Source organism: Brachybacterium vulturis, from assembly GCF_002407185.1.
Taxonomy (GTDB): Bacteria; Actinomycetota; Actinomycetes; order Actinomycetales; family Dermabacteraceae; genus Brachybacterium; species Brachybacterium vulturis.
The window spans coordinates 2,498,871-2,513,891 of the sequence record NZ_CP023563.1; the positions used below are offsets into that span (position 1 = coordinate 2,498,871).

Below are 15,021 nucleotides of genomic sequence, written 5' to 3' on the forward strand. Positions count from 1 at the left end.
TCGGATGCGTCCCGGTCAGGTGCTCGGGCGGAACAGGTCGTCGATCTGGCCCGTGATCCGATCGCGCACAGCCGTGTCCGAGGAGTACTCCCGCTTCGCCTTCGCGCGTGCCTTCTTCCGCAGCTCATCGCGCACCGCGTCGGTGTCGGTGCCGTGCTTTTCCGCCAGGGACTGCACGATGACCTCGCGGCTGGCACGGTTCACCACGGAGCCGCGATAGTTCGTGTCGGCGTCGTCGAACTGCTCGCGGTAGGCGACGAACGACGCCTCGTCCAGCACCGTGTCGACCGCCCACCTGCGGGCTCTGCGCTCCGTCTTCAACGTCTCCGGGTACTGACTCATGCCGTCATCCACGGTCAGCGCCTCCCCACTCGAGGTTGGCGCGTTTGCCGCAGCCTTCGCCTTCTTCACCTCCCGCGCAGCGCGTTCCTTCTCGCGCCGGGCAGCGTCCTGCTTCTCCTCGCCGCTGAGCATCTTCGTCGGCAGGGACCGCTCATCCCCCACCGGCGCCGAGGGGTAGCAGACCGTGCAGGCCCGGTAGCCGGCATCAGCGACGATCGTCTCTTCGTCCGCCCCGGAGTAGTCAGTCATCCACGCGTACTGCGTCGAGTCCCGGCAGGTGGAGCATCCGGTGGACGAATGCACGTGACCGTTCGCGCCTGCGACGAGGAAGGCCCGGTTCCACCCGCCACGGAGACGGAACGCCTCCTCGAGCCCGTCGACCTTCGCCCACGCACGTTCGGTCTCCTCCTGGGAGGCTTCGGCCTCGCGCAGCGGCCCCCGGATCCGCCCACCCATCGCCTCGGATGCCGCCCCGGCATCGGCAAGGGTCACCCATTCGCGGGCTGCGGCCAGGGCTTCCTCGTCGCTCTTACCCCAGGCGCCGCCGGTCTGCCTGCGGTCGCCGACCGCCCGGTGCAGCCCGGCGAGGCGACTCCGCTGCCGGGACAGGGCAGACGACAGCTGCGCCGACGCCTCCCGTGCGTGCTCATCGAAGGTGACAGGATCCGCGGTCCGCACATCGAACCCGAACTTCTCGACCAGCGCTGCCCCGGTCGCTTCAGCCTCCCCGGAGTCGACGTGCAGGTCCGCTTCTCCGCGAGGGATCTTTCCGAACTCGCCCCGATTTCCCTTCTCACCGGTCTCCCGCTTGCGGACAATGCTGCTCATCACGTGCCTCCTGATGCTCGACGCCTCCCACCGGGTCAGTGGGCGGGGCGCACCGTCGACGGGACACGCCCTCGAGCTCCCAGCGCGCCGGCGCCGGCTCCGTGTCCCGCGTGGCGGCCAGCGCGCCCACTGGCCCCCCACACCCCCTGCCACGGGGGCTCAATCACGATGAGCACGAGGAGGCTGATGATGGACGTCCCAGGACGCCAAACCGGCCAGGAATGTCCCATTCGCCACGGCGACAGGCCCGGCAGCGTCGGCCGGGGCGCCTCCGATGCGGCCCGCGCACTGATGCACTCCCATCTGCGTGATCTGCCACGGCGCCGCGCCCACAGCGAAGGCGTCGCCCGCGCGATGAATGACCTTTACGCCTCGGCCCACCCGACCGTCCGCGTCGTAGCCATAGCAGCGGGCCTCGTCCACGACATCGGATACGGCACGGTCCGCACCGGGCTCCACAGTCTGGACGGCGCCACAGCATTGGAAGGCACGCCGCTGCAGTTCCTGGCCCCGCTGGTGGCGTGGCATTCGACCGCGGCGCAGGAATCGGCAACACGCGGCATACCGATCGAGGTCCCGCAGCCGGAAGACCCGAGGATGCGGGCGGCGCTGTGGATCGCGGATTTCTCAACGTCTCCGACAGGTCGGCCTATCGCGCCGGTGGATCGCATCGTCGACATCCGGGAGAGGTACGCGCCGGATTCACCGGTGATCGCCGCGCTGGACGCCGGGATGGCGGACTTCATCGCTGCACTCCGCCTGTGGGGCCGTCACGGAGAGGCTGACGCCGTGGGCGCCGCTGATACCTGACTGCCCGGGGTCTGCCCGATGTGACTGCGAGTGACGGAAGCACACTGTCGTTCCTGCGCTGGGAGGGGGTGAGAGGGGACATCACTCATGGGCCAGTCACGGCGAAGCGAACGCTCGCTACGGCAGTCACGCATTCTCGTCGCTGGATCGACATCGACGACGTTCTGGGCGAAAGTATCGAGTGAACCCCCGACCGGTCGCGCCTCTGGCCCGTACCTGTAACGGCCCGACCTCGAGCATTGGAGTCGTCCCGTGAAGCTGACTCCGGCGCAGCGAGAACAGGTCGCCGCCGACGCCGCTGCCCGCTACCGGGCCGGTGAGTCATGGACCCAAATCGGTGCCGACTACGGGATCACCGGGGCGTACACCTACCGTTTGGCCACGGCACGCCACGACATCACCTTCCGACGCTGGGGCCAACAGCCGGTCGCCGACGTCGACGAGGTTCGCCTACGCAGGGAGGACGGGCAAACCCTCGACCAGATCGCGGAAGACCTCGGCTGCTCCCGTCAGGCGATCCGCACCGCCCTCGAGACGGCCGGGCGCACACCGCCGACCCGCTATCCGCGGCTTGCGGAGAGTCGAACACCCACCGCGGACGAGATCGCCGAACTACTCGGACTGTACGAGGCGTGCCCGCAGGCGCCACGCGCCCGCGAAGGTGCCCGAGCAGTCCGCGGAGAAGAGGGCAGGGTACTGGCCGAGGCATGCCGATCCGTCGTCGACGACGGCGTCCCCATGCAGAGACTCTCGGTCGCGCTCGGCCGCGGCGCGACGTGGCTCCACTGGCTCCTCGGGTGCCACGATCTTCGACCCGAGCTGCGGAAGGCGCGGACGACCTCCCGGCGCACCAGAAACTAGGCGCTCGAGTAGCCGCTCGCGCGCTGCGCACTCCCTCTCTCGGTCACTCGCGCGACCTCGACCCCCGGCACAACACTCGGGGTTCGCTCGATGGCTCGACTCGGAGGGGTGATGCTCACTATTCTCGAGCGGCACGAAATTTCGCTCGTCGAGCAGTTGCCGGCTCCCGAATTGGTCACCGCATACTGTATGGTCAGTGCATGCTGACTAAAGCTTCGCGTCTTGAGGTCATGAATCGGCTCGGCCGGGCCATGGCCGACCCCACTCGCTCCCGCATCCTGCTGTCCCTCCTCGACCATCCCGGCTATCCCGCGGTACTAGCCGAGGAGCTGTCGCTGACCCGTACGAACGTATCCAATCACCTCTCCTGCCTGCGCGGCTGCGGCATCGTGGTCGCATCCCCCGAGGGGCGACGCACGCGCTACGAGATCGCCGACGCGCACCTGACCAAGGCACTCTCGGTCCTTGTCGATACCGTGCTCGCGGTTGACGACGGCCTTCCGTGCACTGACGAGGACTGTGACGTCCCGCTGTGCTGCGACGCCTCCGTTGAGGTGCGCTCCGAGGCGGGTGCGCGATGAGCGACGACTGCTGCGGCCCCGAGAAGCCCGCACCCCCCGTGGCCCCAGTGGTGGAAGATGCATGCTGCGGAAGCAGTGGTCCGCCGGAGGCGCTCGAGCTCGAAGAGCCCACACCGTGGTGGCGCGATCGTGCGCTGATGCTGCCGGTCGCGTCCGGTGTCTTGTGGGTAGTGGGGCTCTTGATCGGTTGGGCAGGGCTCAGCACCGTCGGTCTCGCGGCCCACGTTCTCGCCCTGCTGGCCGGGGCCTGGACCTTCGTCCCCAGCACTTTGCGTCGCCTTGTGCAGGGCCGTGGACGCGGTCGGCTCGGTGTGGGCCTGTTGATGACCATTGCCGCGCTCGGTGCGGTGCTGTTGGGGCACATCGGCGAAGCCGCCGCATTGGCGTTCCTGTTCTCCCTCGCAGAGGCGCTCGAGGACCGGTCGATGGATCGTGCGAAGCAGGGCCTGCGGGCACTGCTCGCGCTCATCCCCGAGACTGCTCGCGTCTCACGCCCAGGAGGGTCTCAGACCATCGCGGCTGCGGAGGTCCGCACCGACGACGTGCTCCTGCTCGGCGCGGGCGACAAGGTGGCCACGGACGGGGTCATCGTCTCCGGGCGCTCCTGGATGGATACCTCCACGATCACGGGCGAGTCCATACCGGTCGAGGTCGGCCCTGGGGATGAGGTGCATGCAGGTTCCGTCAACGGCTCGGGCTCGCTATCGCTGCGTGCTACGGCTGACGGTCGAGACAACTCGCTGACCCAGATCGTGCGCCTGGTCGAGCAGGCCCACGCCGCCAAGGGTGAACGTGCGCGCCTCGCTGATCGCATCGCCCGTCCCCTCGTCCCCGTGGTGCTGATTGTCGCCGCACTGGTCGCACTGTTCGGCGTCCTCACCGGAGAACCGGCGATCTGGATCGAGCGTGCCCTGGTGGTGCTCGTCGCCGCGTCGCCCTGCGCGTTGGCGATCGCTGTGCCGGTGACGGTGATCTCCTCGATCGGCTCCGCGAGCAAGCTCGGTGTGGTCATCAAGTCCGGCGCCGCCTTCGAGCAGCTGGGGACGATCCGCACTGTTGCACTGGACAAGACCGGGACGCTCACCCGCAACGAACCCAGGGTCGTGGATGTCGCCACAAGCGAGGGCCGCAGCCGTGAGGAGGTCCTCGCAGCGGCCGCTGCTCTCGAATCCGCCAGCGCTCACCCCCTCGCCACCGCCATCCTCGCCGCAACAAATACCACGGTCGACGCCGACGATGTCCAGGAAACTCCCGGACACGGCATCACCGGCAACATCGGTGGCCGGTTGATGCGCGTAGGAAGTCCCCGCTGGATCTCCCCTGGCCAGCTCGAGAACCGTACCCACGAGATGGCGGCAGGTGGAATGAGCATCGTCATGGTCGAGGAGGACGGCCAGGTGATCGGCGCTGTCGGCATCCGCGACGAGCTGCGCCCGGAAGCTGCCGCGACGGTTGCTGCGCTGCACGCCCAGGGCATTCGCACGGTCATGCTCACCGGAGACAACACCCTGACCGCTCGCGCGATCGCGGCGCAGGCCGGTATCGAGGAAGTTCATGCCGAGCAGCTGCCCGCCGACAAGGCCGCCCACGTCCGTCGCCTCTCGGAGCAGGCCCCGACCGCGATGATCGGAGACGGCATCAACGATGCGCCCGCCCTCGCGTCAGCGACCGTGGGCATCGCGATGGGAGCGACCGGCACGGCAGCAGCGGTCGAGTCGGCCGACGTCGCCTTCACCGGCACGGACCTGCAACAGATCCCCGCCGCTCTGGCACATGCTCGCCGGGGCCGCCGCATCATGACCGGGAACATCGCCCTCGCGCTGGCGATCATCGTGGTGCTGTTCCCGCTGGCATTGTTCGGGGTGCTGGGTCTGGCCGCGGTGGTGCTCGTGCACGAGGTCGCCGAAGTCGTGGTGATCGCCAACGGCATGCGGGCCGCACGCACACAAGGGGTGGGCGCGCAGGAGCCGTCCAGGCCGATCCGGCAGGATCTGCGCGAGACGTCGACTGTGGGAGGACCCGCCGCATGAGCAGGAGCACAAAATTCACCCTGGCACTGATCGCAGCAGCTGCGCTGGTCCTCGCCGGGTTCATCATCTTCCTCAACCCCGACGAGCAGGAATCGGCGCCGGCCGAGGGCACGGGTTCCGCGTCAGCCCAGCTCGTGCGCGAAGACAGTCCCACGCTGTCCGAGGGCAGCAGCGACGTCGTCTTCGTGGAGTACCTCGACTTCGAATGTGAAGCCTGTCTATCCCTGTATCCCGCGGTCGAGGAGATCCGCGCCGAGTACGGCGACCGCGTGACCTTCGTGGTGCGGTACCTGCCGCTGCACGGAAATTCTGTCGAAGCCGCCAAGGCGGCCGAGGCCGCAGGTGCGCAGGGCGAGTTCGAGGCCATGTACAAGGCGCTGTTCGAGAACGCGGAGGAGTGGAGTCATCAGGAGACGTCCCAGCGGGAGGCGTTCTTCGGGTATGCCGAGGAGCTCGGCCTCGATATGGAGCGCTTCGAACAGGTCTACGACGATCCGGCCACCCTCGCGCGCATCGAGCAGAGTGCTGCCGACGCCGAGGCGCTCGGAGTCACCAGCACTCCCACCTTCTTCGTCGACGGGGAGCGGCTGGAGCCCACCCGCGTCGAGGACCTCACGGATCCTCTCGATGCCGCACTCGAAGGCTGACGGCCCAGCCGCCGGGCCGCCTCGGGAGTCGAGGGCGCCACGCGGCCTAGGGGTGCTCTTCACCGTCACCGGGGCTATCGGCCTGGTCATGGCCGTCGTGCTGCTGGTCGAGAAGATCGCTCTGATCGAGGACCCCAGTTACGTCCCCTCGTGCAGTCTCAATCCGGTGCTCTCCTGCGGCTCCGTGATGGACACCCCGCAGGCCTCGGCTTTCGGCATCCCGAATCCGATCGTCGGCATCGCCGGCTTCGCGGCCGTTCTCGCCCTCGGATTCGCGTTCCTCGCCGGTGCGCGCGTGGCGCGCTGGATGAGTGTGCTCATCCAGGCGGGTGTGACCTTCGCGGTGCTCTTCGTGCAGTGGCTGATCGGGCAGAGCCTGTACGAGATCGGGGCACTGTGCCCCTACTGCATGGTCGTGTGGGCAGTGACGATCCCGTTGTTCTGGTTCACCACGATCCACCATCTCCGCGCGCTGGCAGACAGCTCTACCTCGACCGGTCGGCGGGCGCTCGGTCTCGTGATCGAGTTCCGCGTCCCGGTGCTCGTGGCCTGGTACCTGGTGATCCTGGCACTCATCGCCGTGAGGTTCTGGGACTACTGGTCCACGCTGTTCTAGGCCCGGACGAGCTCACGTCCTGCCCCTCCACCTGACCCTCGCAATCACCTTGAAGGAGCGAGCACATGCGCGCCCACTCCCGGCGACGGATTCTGTACGCCACCGGCCTCTTCGCCACCACCGGCTTGGTCACTGCCTGCGGCAGCACTGACACCGGCGATCGCTATCGCTCCGAGGAGGCCGGATACGTCTCCGGCAACGGTGTGACCACCGAGATCGCTCCCGCCGATCGCTCAGAACCCGTCGAGTTCACCGGGACCAGCTACGACGGCGAACGATTCGACTCCACGGACCACTGGGGATCGGTGCTGGTGGTCAACGTCTGGTACGCCTCCTGCCCGCCATGCCGGGTGGAGGCACCGGACCTGCAGGCCATCCACGAGGAGTACGCCGACCAGGGCGTCTCGTTCATCGGGATCAACGTCCGTGATTCGGCAGGGCCCGCCGGGGCCTTCGAGGAGACCTACGGCATCACCTACCCCTCGCTGCCGGACTCTGACGCAGAGATCATGTACCAGCTGCGGGGCCAAGTCGCGCCCAACGCGGTACCCACCACTCTCGTCCTCGACCACGATGGCCGCGCCGCAGGCCGAATCTCCGGAGCGATCGACCCCTCCATCCTGAGATCGATGCTCGACGCCGTTCTCGCCGAGGGAGCCGCGTGAGCGTCAATGGACTCGCGGAGACCTTCCAATCGATCGCCCTGTCCGGGTCTCTGCTCCTGGCCATCACCGTCGCCGCGATCGCTGGCCTGATCGCGTTCCTCTCACCGTGCGTGCTGCCCATCGTGCCGGGCTACCTCGGTTACGTCTCCGGGCTTGCCGGGCAAGGACTGAACCCCAGCAAGCTACCCCGGAAATCGCCTGAGAATACCGGGAAGGCGCGACGACCGAGAACCCTCTTCCGTGAGGGAACTGGGAGAATGCTGGGTGGCAGCGTGCTGTTCGTCGCGGGCTTCGCGGTGGTATTCATGGCGCTGGGCGGATTCGCTGGCGCGGTGGGATACCTCCTTCAGGCGCACGCAGTCTGGATCAACCGAGTGGCCGGCGTGATCGTCATCGTGATGGGACTCATTTTCATGGGGGTATTCCCTCGATTGACAGGAAATTTCCAGGTGTCCAGGAGACGCCCTGATGCGGGCCTTCTTGGAGCGCCGCTGATGGGCTTCGTCTTCGGACTGAGCTGGACACCCTGCATCGGCCCGACCTACGCCGCGATCATCGCGCTCTCCCTCGATGCCGGCGCCGACGGAGGGTCAGCAGCTCGAGGCGCGACACTGGCCCTCGCGTACTCGCTCGGACTCGGCATCCCCTTCGTGCTCAGCGCCCTGCTGCTCGACAGAGCGATGGGTGTGAGCAGGGCACTTGCCCGCCATCGCCGACTCATCGGTGTCCTATCCGGAGCGCTGCTCATCGCGATCGGCCTACTGCTACTCACGGGAACGTGGGCCTCCTGGATGGATCAGCTCCAAGGCTCCATCGCCACCTTCCAGCCCATCGTGTGAGCCTCACGCAAAACCCCTCCCCTGTCGACGCGCTCCCATGCGACCGACGAGGCACCACCGCCTCCACCCGGATTCGTGACGTCGGACCCATTGCGGCATCGGGGCTTGGTAAAGGAAAGGTATGTCCCTGAGGCCTATGCCGCGACGGGCTTCAAGAGAAGGTGAAGTCATCGGCCGTACTCGCTGATGACGGTATTCAGAGGCCGTCGCGGTCGGTACGTTGGTTCCACCGGTGACGAGGTATGAGAGTTTCTTCGCGATGCTTGCCCTGCTGTCGACGTTGCCACGACCAAATGCCAGACGACCCCGTGCATACACGCGGGGATATTCACGGAGAACATTCATGGCCACGAGCAATTCCCATCGCGCGGCCGGCCGCGCAGTCACCCCCCTTCGCCACAGCGGACGTGCCCTGCGCGGCACCGGCGGCGCCGCCGTCCTCGGCACCGTGCTCCTCGGCTCCGCCTTCGCCGGTGGTGCGGCCCAGGCAGCACCCGCAGCTCCCGCGACCGTGCCGTCCGCGGTCACGCAGGCCGCCGCACCCGTTGCTCCGGCTTCGGTGCAGGCTCTGTCGTCCTCCGAGAAGCTCCGCTGGGGATCCCAGGGGGCCTCGGTCGAGCAGCTCCAGTCCGCGCTGAACGATGAGGGATCCTCTCTTGCCGTCGACGGAAAGTTCGGCCCGCGCACCCATGGCGCGGTGAAGGATTACCAGCAGACCAACGGCCTGCAGGTCGATGGCGTGGTGGGCCCCGAGACGCGCGGCTCCCTGAACGGTTCGGCCCCCGGTGTCGGCGGTGGTGGTGCGTCGGTTCCTGCGCCCGCATCCTCCTCCAGCAGCACCGGGCAGGCGATCGTCGACGCCGCACGGACCCAGATGGGTGCCGCCTACTCCTGGGGCTCGAGCAACCCGGGCGTGAGCTTCGACTGCTCCGGCCTGACCCAGTACGCCTACAAGCAGGTCGGCATTGATCTTCCGCGCACCTCGGGCCAGCAGGTCGACGCCGGCACCCAGATCTCCAAGTCCGAGGCCCAGCCCGGCGACCTCGTCGTGTGGCCCGGCCACATGGGCATCTACGCCGGCGGCGACAAGGTCGTCGATGCAGGCCGCTCCCCCGGCGCCGTCACCGAGCGCACCATCTGGGGCAACCCCACCTTCGTCTCCTTCCGCTGAGCCCAGCGACTACCGCGGCGCGCACCCCACCATCGAGTGGGGTGCGCGCCGTCTTGTCGCTCTCGCCTGAGGTCAGGAGGCGATCGGATCCGTGGGCGCTAGGTGTGCAAGGGACGTTCGGATTCACCTCGATGCACGGACGGGCTCTCCAGTTGGATCGTGGCGTGCTCGAACGCTATCGGGAAGTGCGTCCTGACGCAGACATGGACCTCTTCGAGGATCCGCAGTGCGTGGGCTGATTCGAAGCACTCCTCCCCGACGACGACGTGCGCCGAGATGATCGGCAGATTGCTCCCGATCGCCGAGGCGTGCAGGTCGTGGACGTCCTGGACGTGGTCGAGCGCGAGGATGTGCTCTCGCACCTGATCGAGGTCCACACCCTTCGGGGTGTACTCCATGAGAATCCGCAGCGTCTCGGCCATGATGCGGAACGCGCGGGGCACGATCAGCGCGGCGATGAACAAACCGGCCAGTGCATCGGCCTGCTGGAACCCGGTCACCTGGATCACGATCGCGGCCGTGATCACGCCGAGCGAACCGAGAGCGTCATTGAGCACCTCGAGGAACGCGGCACGCATGTTCAGGCTCGAATCCTTGCCTCCGGCCAGGATGAGGATCGCGGCGATGTTCGCGACCAGCCCGATCACGCCGAAGATGAGCAGCTCACCCGAAGCGATCTCTGGGGGGTCCGTCAGTCGCGAGATGCCCTCGACGGCGGTGTAGGTGCCGACCACAATCAAGAGCGTGGCCTGAGCCAAGGCTGCCAGCACCTCGATGCGAGCGAACCCCCAGGTTCGGCCGCTGCTGGCCGGGCGCAGCATCATCGTCGCCGCGATCAGCGCGACCAGCAGACCGGAGGCGTCGACGAGGGCGTGCGCCGTGTCCGTGAGCAGGGCAAGACTGCCGGTGACGACGCTCCCGACTGCTTGTGCGAGCACGATGACGGAGGTGATCGCGAAGGCGATGGCGAGTCGCGTTCGGGCGGTGCTCGACCCGTTGCCGCCGTGCGAGTGGTCGTGTCCTGAGCTCATCAGAGGTCCCCGTCCTCGAGGTTCTCGTGGTTGCGGTGGTTCTTCAGGGACAGTGTCGTCCCGGAGGTGTCGAGCAGATCGTCCGCCACCTCGAGCAGGTCCTTCAGTCGGGACAGATCGGCGAGGGCGAACCAGGATGCGCGGCCTTCGGTGCGTGCGGTGACCAGGCCGCAGTCGCGCAGGCACGAGAGATGCTTGCTGACGGTCGACTGGGCAAGGTGCATGTGTTCGACAAGGTCGCGGACTCGGTGCTCACCGGTCGAGAGGTGCTGGAGGAGAGCCAAGCGTGTGGGTTCGGCGAGAGCGTGGAAGAGCGCGGCATGACTGTCTGCCACCTCGAACTGAGGCTCGGCCGGGATCGTATTGATCGTCATATGGCGATGATATCGCCGTTTGGGGTTCTGTAAAGGGATGGGCTGGACGAGTCGATCCTGGGAGATGAGCGAAGGGGTCGCTCGTGGCACGTCGCTACACTCGATGTGCCCCGGTCACGGGGACAAAACGGCCCGCGCGAGGGGTCACCCGAGGAGGAGAAATTCATGACGGCGGACACGACTGCTGCTCGCAGAACCACCGGGGCGGCGGTGCGGATCATGCTGGCAAGCCTGGTCGGGCTGCTCGCCGCCGTGCTGATGCCGATGGCGGTGCCCACCCTGTTGCCCGCAGCATCGGCGCACGACACCTTGATCTCCTCGAGCCCGGCAACGGGCGAAAGCCTTGAGCAGGCTCCCGAGGCGCTCGAGCTCACCTACAGCGATGAGGTTCTCAACCTCTCTCCGGTCGTGCGACTGACCACCTCCGCCGGCGAGGAGATCTTCACCGAGACGCCCACCGTGTCCGGCAGCAAGGCCACGATCAACCTGCCGCCGCTGCCCGCCGATGACTACCAGGTCTTGTGGCGTGTCGTCTCCTCGGACGGTCATCCGATCGAGGGCACGGTCGACTTCACCGTCACGGTCGGTGCCGAGACCACGGCCGCAGCAGATTCTGGAGCGGTGGAGCCGACGGAGAGCGAGGAGCCGACCGCCGGGACGGACGAACCGAGCACGGAAGCCACCGCTGTCGAGCAGGCAGAGGCTCCGCAGAGTGAGGGCGGCCTGCCCCTCGGCCTGATCGTCGGCGGCCTCGCCCTGCTCCTGGTGCTCGCCGTCATCGGCGCGATCATCGTCCGCCTGCGCCGCAGCCCCGGTCACGGCACCGACTGACCCGCCTCACGACCTGACCACCAGCAACCCGCTGAGGGAGAAGTCGTCATGAAGGGTCGGGTCAAGGGGCTGAGCGAGCTCGCTGCCGCGCCTCAGCGTCACGACCGGCCGAGAGACCTTCGCTGCATCGGTGTGAACGCGCGATCAGTGCGCCGTGCAGGACCGCCAGCACCAGCACCATCGCCAGCAGCATCCAGCCACCCAGCCGTTGATCCCCGAGCGCATCGGCACCCCAGGTCCGCCCCATGACCGCGAACCAGTCGAGCTCCACGACGGGGAGCGCCAGCACCAGCAGAAGCGCCAACGCGGCAAGAATGCCGGCCCCGACGGCAAGTGCCATCCAGCGCTCCACTCCAGCGACCGTGCCACCGCCCAGCGCCCTGCCCTGGAACGGCAGCGCCACGGCAGCACCGGCCACCAGGACAGCTGTGAGGATGACCAGTCGGCCCGGCGCAGTATGCAATCCCGCACCGAGAGCCGGTGTCAGGTAGATCGCCGCGAATCCTGCCGAGCCGAGCAGCGCCAACACCGCCGGATGCGCAAGCCACTGACCCACGCGAGAGCCGGGCCTCCAGTCGACGATCTCGCGCAGACCCGCAGAACCATCCGACCGAGGAGAGATCCGTTCCCGCACGAGGTCACCGAAACGACCGGCGACCAGCAGAGGCACTGCCACCAGAGCAAGCAGAGCGTGCTGGCCCAGGTGCACGGAGAACTGCACCGGCGCATACACGCCCGGTGCCCCACTCGTCACCCAGACGATGACCGCACACCCTGCGACCCACGCCAGCGTCCTGCCCACGGGCCAGGGACGCGCGCCCGTGCCCGTCACAGGGCGGCGCATCCTCACCCAGAGGTAGATGACAGCGAGACCGAGGGCCAGTGCCATTCCGGCGACGTCCACACGCCAGGTCGTCAGCAGCGTCGTCAGCTCAGGCGGAGCGGGCAGGGGGTAGTCGGTCAGCGCCTCAGCCGTCGAGGCGACCGGTTCGGGCTCGTCCGGCACCGGAGGCGCCGTGTTCGACAGCGCGGCACCGAGTCCGGTCGCCGCGGCGATCAGGAAGACTTCCCCCGCGGCGAGCCACAGGAAATCTCTCCGGCGATCCGAGGCGCGCAACCGGACCAGCACCCGTCGGCGCTGCCACCAGCCCGCGCCACCCAGCAGCACCAGCAGCACCGTCTTCAGCACGAGGATCCAGCCGTACGCCGTGGTCACGAGATCCAGAGGCGCGGAGAGGCGGACCAGGGCAGAGGCGATCCCGCTGGCGGCCAACGCTCCGTAACAGGCAAGCGCCAGGACACTGAACCGTTCGGCGGCATCCGTGAGTCGTGCTCCGAGCCGCCCCACGAGCAGCAAGAGCAGCGCCAGGCCGCCGAGCCACACTCCGGCAGCCACGAGGTGCACGATCATCGCGCTCGTGGCCGCTTCGTGAGAGGTCTGCCCCGCGGCATGCCCCGTCATCGACTTCGTCACCAACGTCGCGAACACCAGGCTCAGCGCGATCAGGAGTCCCGTGCGGGACCTCACGACGATCAGCATCGTCGAGGCAGCAGCGACGAACACCGCGCCGGCGAGCTGGTACTGACCGAGCTCGAGCCGGGTGATGTACATCAGGAGATCGGAGCCAAAGCGCGGAGAGAAGGGCGCCTGGCCCGCCGCCAGGGCGTAGCCAAGGACCATCCGGACGACCAGCAGCATCGACCACACCATTGCCAGACCCATGCCGATGTCGAGCGCTCGCTCGTACGCCGGATGAAACCGAGACACGGTAGCGCGATCCTGATCAGCCTCCGAAGCGGATGGCCCCGTACGGCGGGGCAGCACGACGAGCGCCAGCACGAGGCACGCCACGGTGGCGGCACCGACCAGATCACCGAGGGCATCGACGATCGGCAATCCCCACCGCACCACCGGGCCGGCATCGATCAGCTCCATCGAGACCGGAGCTCCCGCCATGGCGGCCGCGATCACCGTCCACAGCAGAGCCCACGGCGCCGCAGCACCCACGACGAGAATCCTGGTGCGCGTCGAGGTCACCAGGTCGCCCCGCAGCGAATCGCGGCGACCGCTGCGCGGACCGGCGAGATGACCGTCTCGGCGCCGTTGTCTGCCATTCCGTTCGCCGCACGGGAAGCCCCCCGGTGCGCACCGATCATCAACATGCTGTCCAGTCTCCCGTTCACCGTTGCGCCAGTTGGTCCACTAGCCCCGGTCAGACTAGCCAGCGACCGGTGCGCCCTTGAACTCAGACGCGCTGATCATGAGCAAGCCCTCCCCGTTGAACGGCGGAAACTCGTCGGGGCTCAGATCCGGTCCACGCTCAGACGATGCCGACGTGACGAAGTGTCGCGAGCCCAGGATCCGAGACTGATCTGTCGAGCCCGGGACCTGTGTTCGCTTCGGCTGGGTCAAAGGCCGAAGGCTCCGCCGCTGACGAGGATGACGATGCCGAGGCCGATGAGAACGATGGGGAAGAGGATGTGCTCCCAACGTTCGAGGACTTCGGCGATCGGTGGGCGGGTGGCGACGAACTTGGCCAGCACCACCAGGACCGCGACGAGCGCGAGAAAGACGATGCAGTAAGCGACCACTGCGAGAGGCTCCACGCTCAGGAAGACCGGGGTGTAGACACCGATGTTGTCACCGCCGTTGGCAAGGGTGACGCCTGCGACGGTCCACACGCCGACCTTCTTGCCGGCAACCTTGGCGTCGTCATCATCGTCGTCATCGTCTCCGCGCCATGCCTGCCACGCGGCCCAGAGGCCGAGGCCCAGAGGGATGAGGCCGAAGTACGGGATGGCTGCCGATGGGAGGAACGCTCCGGCGCCGATGGTCACCAGGACCGCGGCACCGAGGATGCCGGCGAACCCGAGGTACTGCCCGGCCAGAATGCGGGCGGTGGTGCCGCGCTGGCCCGCACCTCGGGCGAAAAAGAGGGAGAGCACGATGATGTCGTCGATGTTGGTCGCTATGAACAGGCCGATCGCCTGCAGGACGGAGGCGAGGATCATGCGCCCTCACCTGCTGCATCGCATCCGGGAACAGAGCAGGCGGAATCGACGCACGGAGCGTGCTCGTCCACCGCGAGGGTGGCATCGACCAGTGCTGTCAGAGCCTGCGCCAGATGGGAATCGGCAATCTCATACCGTGTCCGACGACCCTCGAGCTCGGCGACCACGATCCCGCAGTCCCGAAGGCACGCAAGGTGATTGGACACGTTGGGGCGCGTCAGATCCAGATCTCGGGCCAGTTCCGCCGGGTAAGCGGGATGGTCGAGCAGAGTCAGGATGATCCGGGATCGAGTGGGGTCGGCCAGTGCGCGACCCAGGCGGTTCATCACGTCGAGACGTGAAGCAATAGTCAGCATGGACTGAACTATATACCGAGCACTGAA

General features: G+C 67.6%; 16 protein-coding genes. 10 read left to right on the forward strand and 6 right to left on the reverse strand.

What is annotated here, in order from left to right:
- Window positions 1–15 precede the first annotated feature (15 nt).
- On the reverse strand, window positions 16–1,170 hold the full coding sequence (locus CFK38_RS11300; RefSeq protein ID WP_096803158.1) for a hypothetical protein: 1,155 nt from the start codon (window positions 1,168–1,170) through the stop codon (window positions 16–18).
- 186 nt (window positions 1,171–1,356) lie between these two features.
- Here CFK38_RS11300 and CFK38_RS11305 point away from each other — a divergent pair, with 186 nt between their 5' ends.
- From CFK38_RS11305 to CFK38_RS11345, 9 genes are all read left to right on the forward strand, one after another.
- A complete protein-coding gene (locus tag CFK38_RS11305) occupies window positions 1,357–1,980 on the forward strand; it encodes an HD domain-containing protein (protein ID WP_096803159.1) in 624 nt (207 codons plus the stop codon).
- Between the two features lie 252 nt (window positions 1,981–2,232).
- A complete protein-coding gene (locus tag CFK38_RS17185; RefSeq protein WP_157773464.1) occupies window positions 2,233–2,841 on the forward strand; it encodes a hypothetical protein in 609 nt (202 codons plus the stop codon).
- Window positions 2,842–3,041: 200 nt separating this feature from the next.
- On the forward strand, window positions 3,042–3,422 hold the full coding sequence (gene cmtR / locus CFK38_RS11315; protein ID WP_096803160.1) for a Cd(II)/Pb(II)-sensing metalloregulatory transcriptional regulator CmtR: 381 nt from the start codon (window positions 3,042–3,044) through the stop codon (window positions 3,420–3,422).
- Window positions 3,419–5,452, forward strand: coding sequence for a heavy metal translocating P-type ATPase (locus tag CFK38_RS11320; protein ID WP_096803161.1), 2,034 nt, complete (start codon window positions 3,419–3,421; stop codon window positions 5,450–5,452). The genes cmtR (CFK38_RS11315) and CFK38_RS11320 overlap by 4 nt, the downstream gene beginning before the upstream one ends.
- Window positions 5,449–6,099: a DsbA family protein gene (locus tag CFK38_RS11325; protein WP_096803162.1), complete on the forward strand. Its 651-nt coding sequence runs from the start codon at window positions 5,449–5,451 to the stop codon at window positions 6,097–6,099. The genes CFK38_RS11320 and CFK38_RS11325 overlap by 4 nt, the downstream gene beginning before the upstream one ends.
- A 52-nt stretch (window positions 6,100–6,151) precedes the next feature.
- Window positions 6,152–6,715: a vitamin K epoxide reductase family protein gene (locus tag CFK38_RS11330; protein WP_096803163.1), complete on the forward strand. Its 564-nt coding sequence runs from the start codon at window positions 6,152–6,154 to the stop codon at window positions 6,713–6,715.
- Window positions 6,716–6,780: 65 nt separating this feature from the next.
- Window positions 6,781–7,380, forward strand: a complete 600-nt coding sequence (locus CFK38_RS11335; protein WP_096803164.1) for a TlpA family protein disulfide reductase — start codon at window positions 6,781–6,783, stop codon at window positions 7,378–7,380.
- On the forward strand, window positions 7,377–8,219 hold the full coding sequence (locus tag CFK38_RS11340) for a cytochrome c biogenesis CcdA family protein (protein ID WP_096803165.1): 843 nt from the start codon (window positions 7,377–7,379) through the stop codon (window positions 8,217–8,219). The genes CFK38_RS11335 and CFK38_RS11340 overlap by 4 nt, the downstream gene beginning before the upstream one ends.
- Window positions 8,220–8,562: 343 nt before the next feature.
- Window positions 8,563–9,390 carry a C40 family peptidase gene (locus CFK38_RS11345; RefSeq protein WP_096803166.1) on the forward strand — a complete coding sequence of 276 codons (828 nt, stop codon included), beginning with the start codon at window positions 8,563–8,565 and terminating at the stop codon, window positions 9,388–9,390.
- A 98-nt stretch (window positions 9,391–9,488) separates the two neighbouring features.
- Here CFK38_RS11345 and CFK38_RS11350 read toward each other — a convergent pair whose 3' ends face one another.
- Window positions 9,489–10,421: a cation diffusion facilitator family transporter gene (locus CFK38_RS11350; RefSeq protein ID WP_096803167.1), complete on the reverse strand. Its 933-nt coding sequence runs from the start codon at window positions 10,419–10,421 to the stop codon at window positions 9,489–9,491.
- A complete protein-coding gene (locus CFK38_RS11355) occupies window positions 10,421–10,795 on the reverse strand; it encodes an ArsR/SmtB family transcription factor (RefSeq protein WP_096803168.1) in 375 nt (124 codons plus the stop codon). The genes CFK38_RS11350 and CFK38_RS11355 overlap by 1 nt, the downstream gene beginning before the upstream one ends.
- A gap of 165 nt (window positions 10,796–10,960) precedes the next feature.
- On the opposite strand from CFK38_RS11355, the gene CFK38_RS11360 reads away from it, so the two are divergent.
- The gene (locus tag CFK38_RS11360) at window positions 10,961–11,626 is read left to right on the forward strand and encodes a copper resistance CopC family protein (protein ID WP_096803169.1); all 666 of its coding nucleotides are present in this window, start codon (window positions 10,961–10,963) and stop codon (window positions 11,624–11,626) included.
- A 61-nt stretch (window positions 11,627–11,687) separates the two neighbouring features.
- Here CFK38_RS11360 and CFK38_RS11365 read toward each other — a convergent pair whose 3' ends face one another.
- The 3 genes from CFK38_RS11365 to cmtR (CFK38_RS11375) all read right to left on the reverse strand — a co-directional run bounded on the left by CFK38_RS11365 (window position 11,688) and on the right by cmtR (CFK38_RS11375) (window position 14,994).
- The gene (locus tag CFK38_RS11365; RefSeq protein ID WP_157773465.1) at window positions 11,688–13,664 is read right to left on the reverse strand and encodes a cytochrome c oxidase assembly protein; all 1,977 of its coding nucleotides are present in this window, start codon (window positions 13,662–13,664) and stop codon (window positions 11,688–11,690) included.
- A 371-nt stretch (window positions 13,665–14,035) separates the two neighbouring features.
- The gene (locus CFK38_RS11370; RefSeq protein ID WP_096803171.1) at window positions 14,036–14,638 is read right to left on the reverse strand and encodes a cadmium resistance transporter; all 603 of its coding nucleotides are present in this window, start codon (window positions 14,636–14,638) and stop codon (window positions 14,036–14,038) included.
- The gene (gene cmtR, locus CFK38_RS11375; RefSeq protein WP_096804331.1) at window positions 14,635–14,994 is read right to left on the reverse strand and encodes a Cd(II)/Pb(II)-sensing metalloregulatory transcriptional regulator CmtR; all 360 of its coding nucleotides are present in this window, start codon (window positions 14,992–14,994) and stop codon (window positions 14,635–14,637) included. The genes CFK38_RS11370 and cmtR (CFK38_RS11375) overlap by 4 nt, the downstream gene beginning before the upstream one ends.
- Window positions 14,995–15,021 lie beyond the last annotated feature (27 nt).

Excerpts from the sequence above, each read along its gene's own strand:
- CFK38_RS11300 (WP_096803158.1), bottom strand. The coding sequence starts at position 1,170 with ATGAGCAGCATTGTCCGCAAGCGGGAGACCGGTGAGAAGGGAAATCGG.
- CFK38_RS11305 (WP_096803159.1), top strand. The coding sequence starts at position 1,357 with ATGATGGACGTCCCAGGACGCCAAACCGGCCAGGAATGTCCCATTCGC.
- cmtR (WP_096803160.1), top strand. The coding sequence starts at position 3,042 with ATGCTGACTAAAGCTTCGCGTCTTGAGGTCATGAATCGGCTCGGCCGG.
- CFK38_RS11320 (WP_096803161.1), top strand. The coding sequence starts at position 3,419 with ATGAGCGACGACTGCTGCGGCCCCGAGAAGCCCGCACCCCCCGTGGCC.
- CFK38_RS11325 (WP_096803162.1), top strand. The coding sequence starts at position 5,449 with ATGAGCAGGAGCACAAAATTCACCCTGGCACTGATCGCAGCAGCTGCG.
- CFK38_RS11335 (WP_096803164.1), top strand. The coding sequence starts at position 6,781 with ATGCGCGCCCACTCCCGGCGACGGATTCTGTACGCCACCGGCCTCTTC.
- CFK38_RS11345 (WP_096803166.1), top strand. The coding sequence starts at position 8,563 with ATGGCCACGAGCAATTCCCATCGCGCGGCCGGCCGCGCAGTCACCCCC.
- CFK38_RS11350 (WP_096803167.1), bottom strand. The coding sequence starts at position 10,421 with ATGAGCTCAGGACACGACCACTCGCACGGCGGCAACGGGTCGAGCACC.
- CFK38_RS11355 (WP_096803168.1), bottom strand. The coding sequence starts at position 10,795 with ATGACGATCAATACGATCCCGGCCGAGCCTCAGTTCGAGGTGGCAGAC.
- CFK38_RS11360 (WP_096803169.1), top strand. The coding sequence starts at position 10,961 with ATGACGGCGGACACGACTGCTGCTCGCAGAACCACCGGGGCGGCGGTG.
- CFK38_RS11370 (WP_096803171.1), bottom strand. The coding sequence starts at position 14,638 with ATGATCCTCGCCTCCGTCCTGCAGGCGATCGGCCTGTTCATAGCGACC.
- cmtR (WP_096804331.1), bottom strand. The coding sequence starts at position 14,994 with ATGCTGACTATTGCTTCACGTCTCGACGTGATGAACCGCCTGGGTCGC.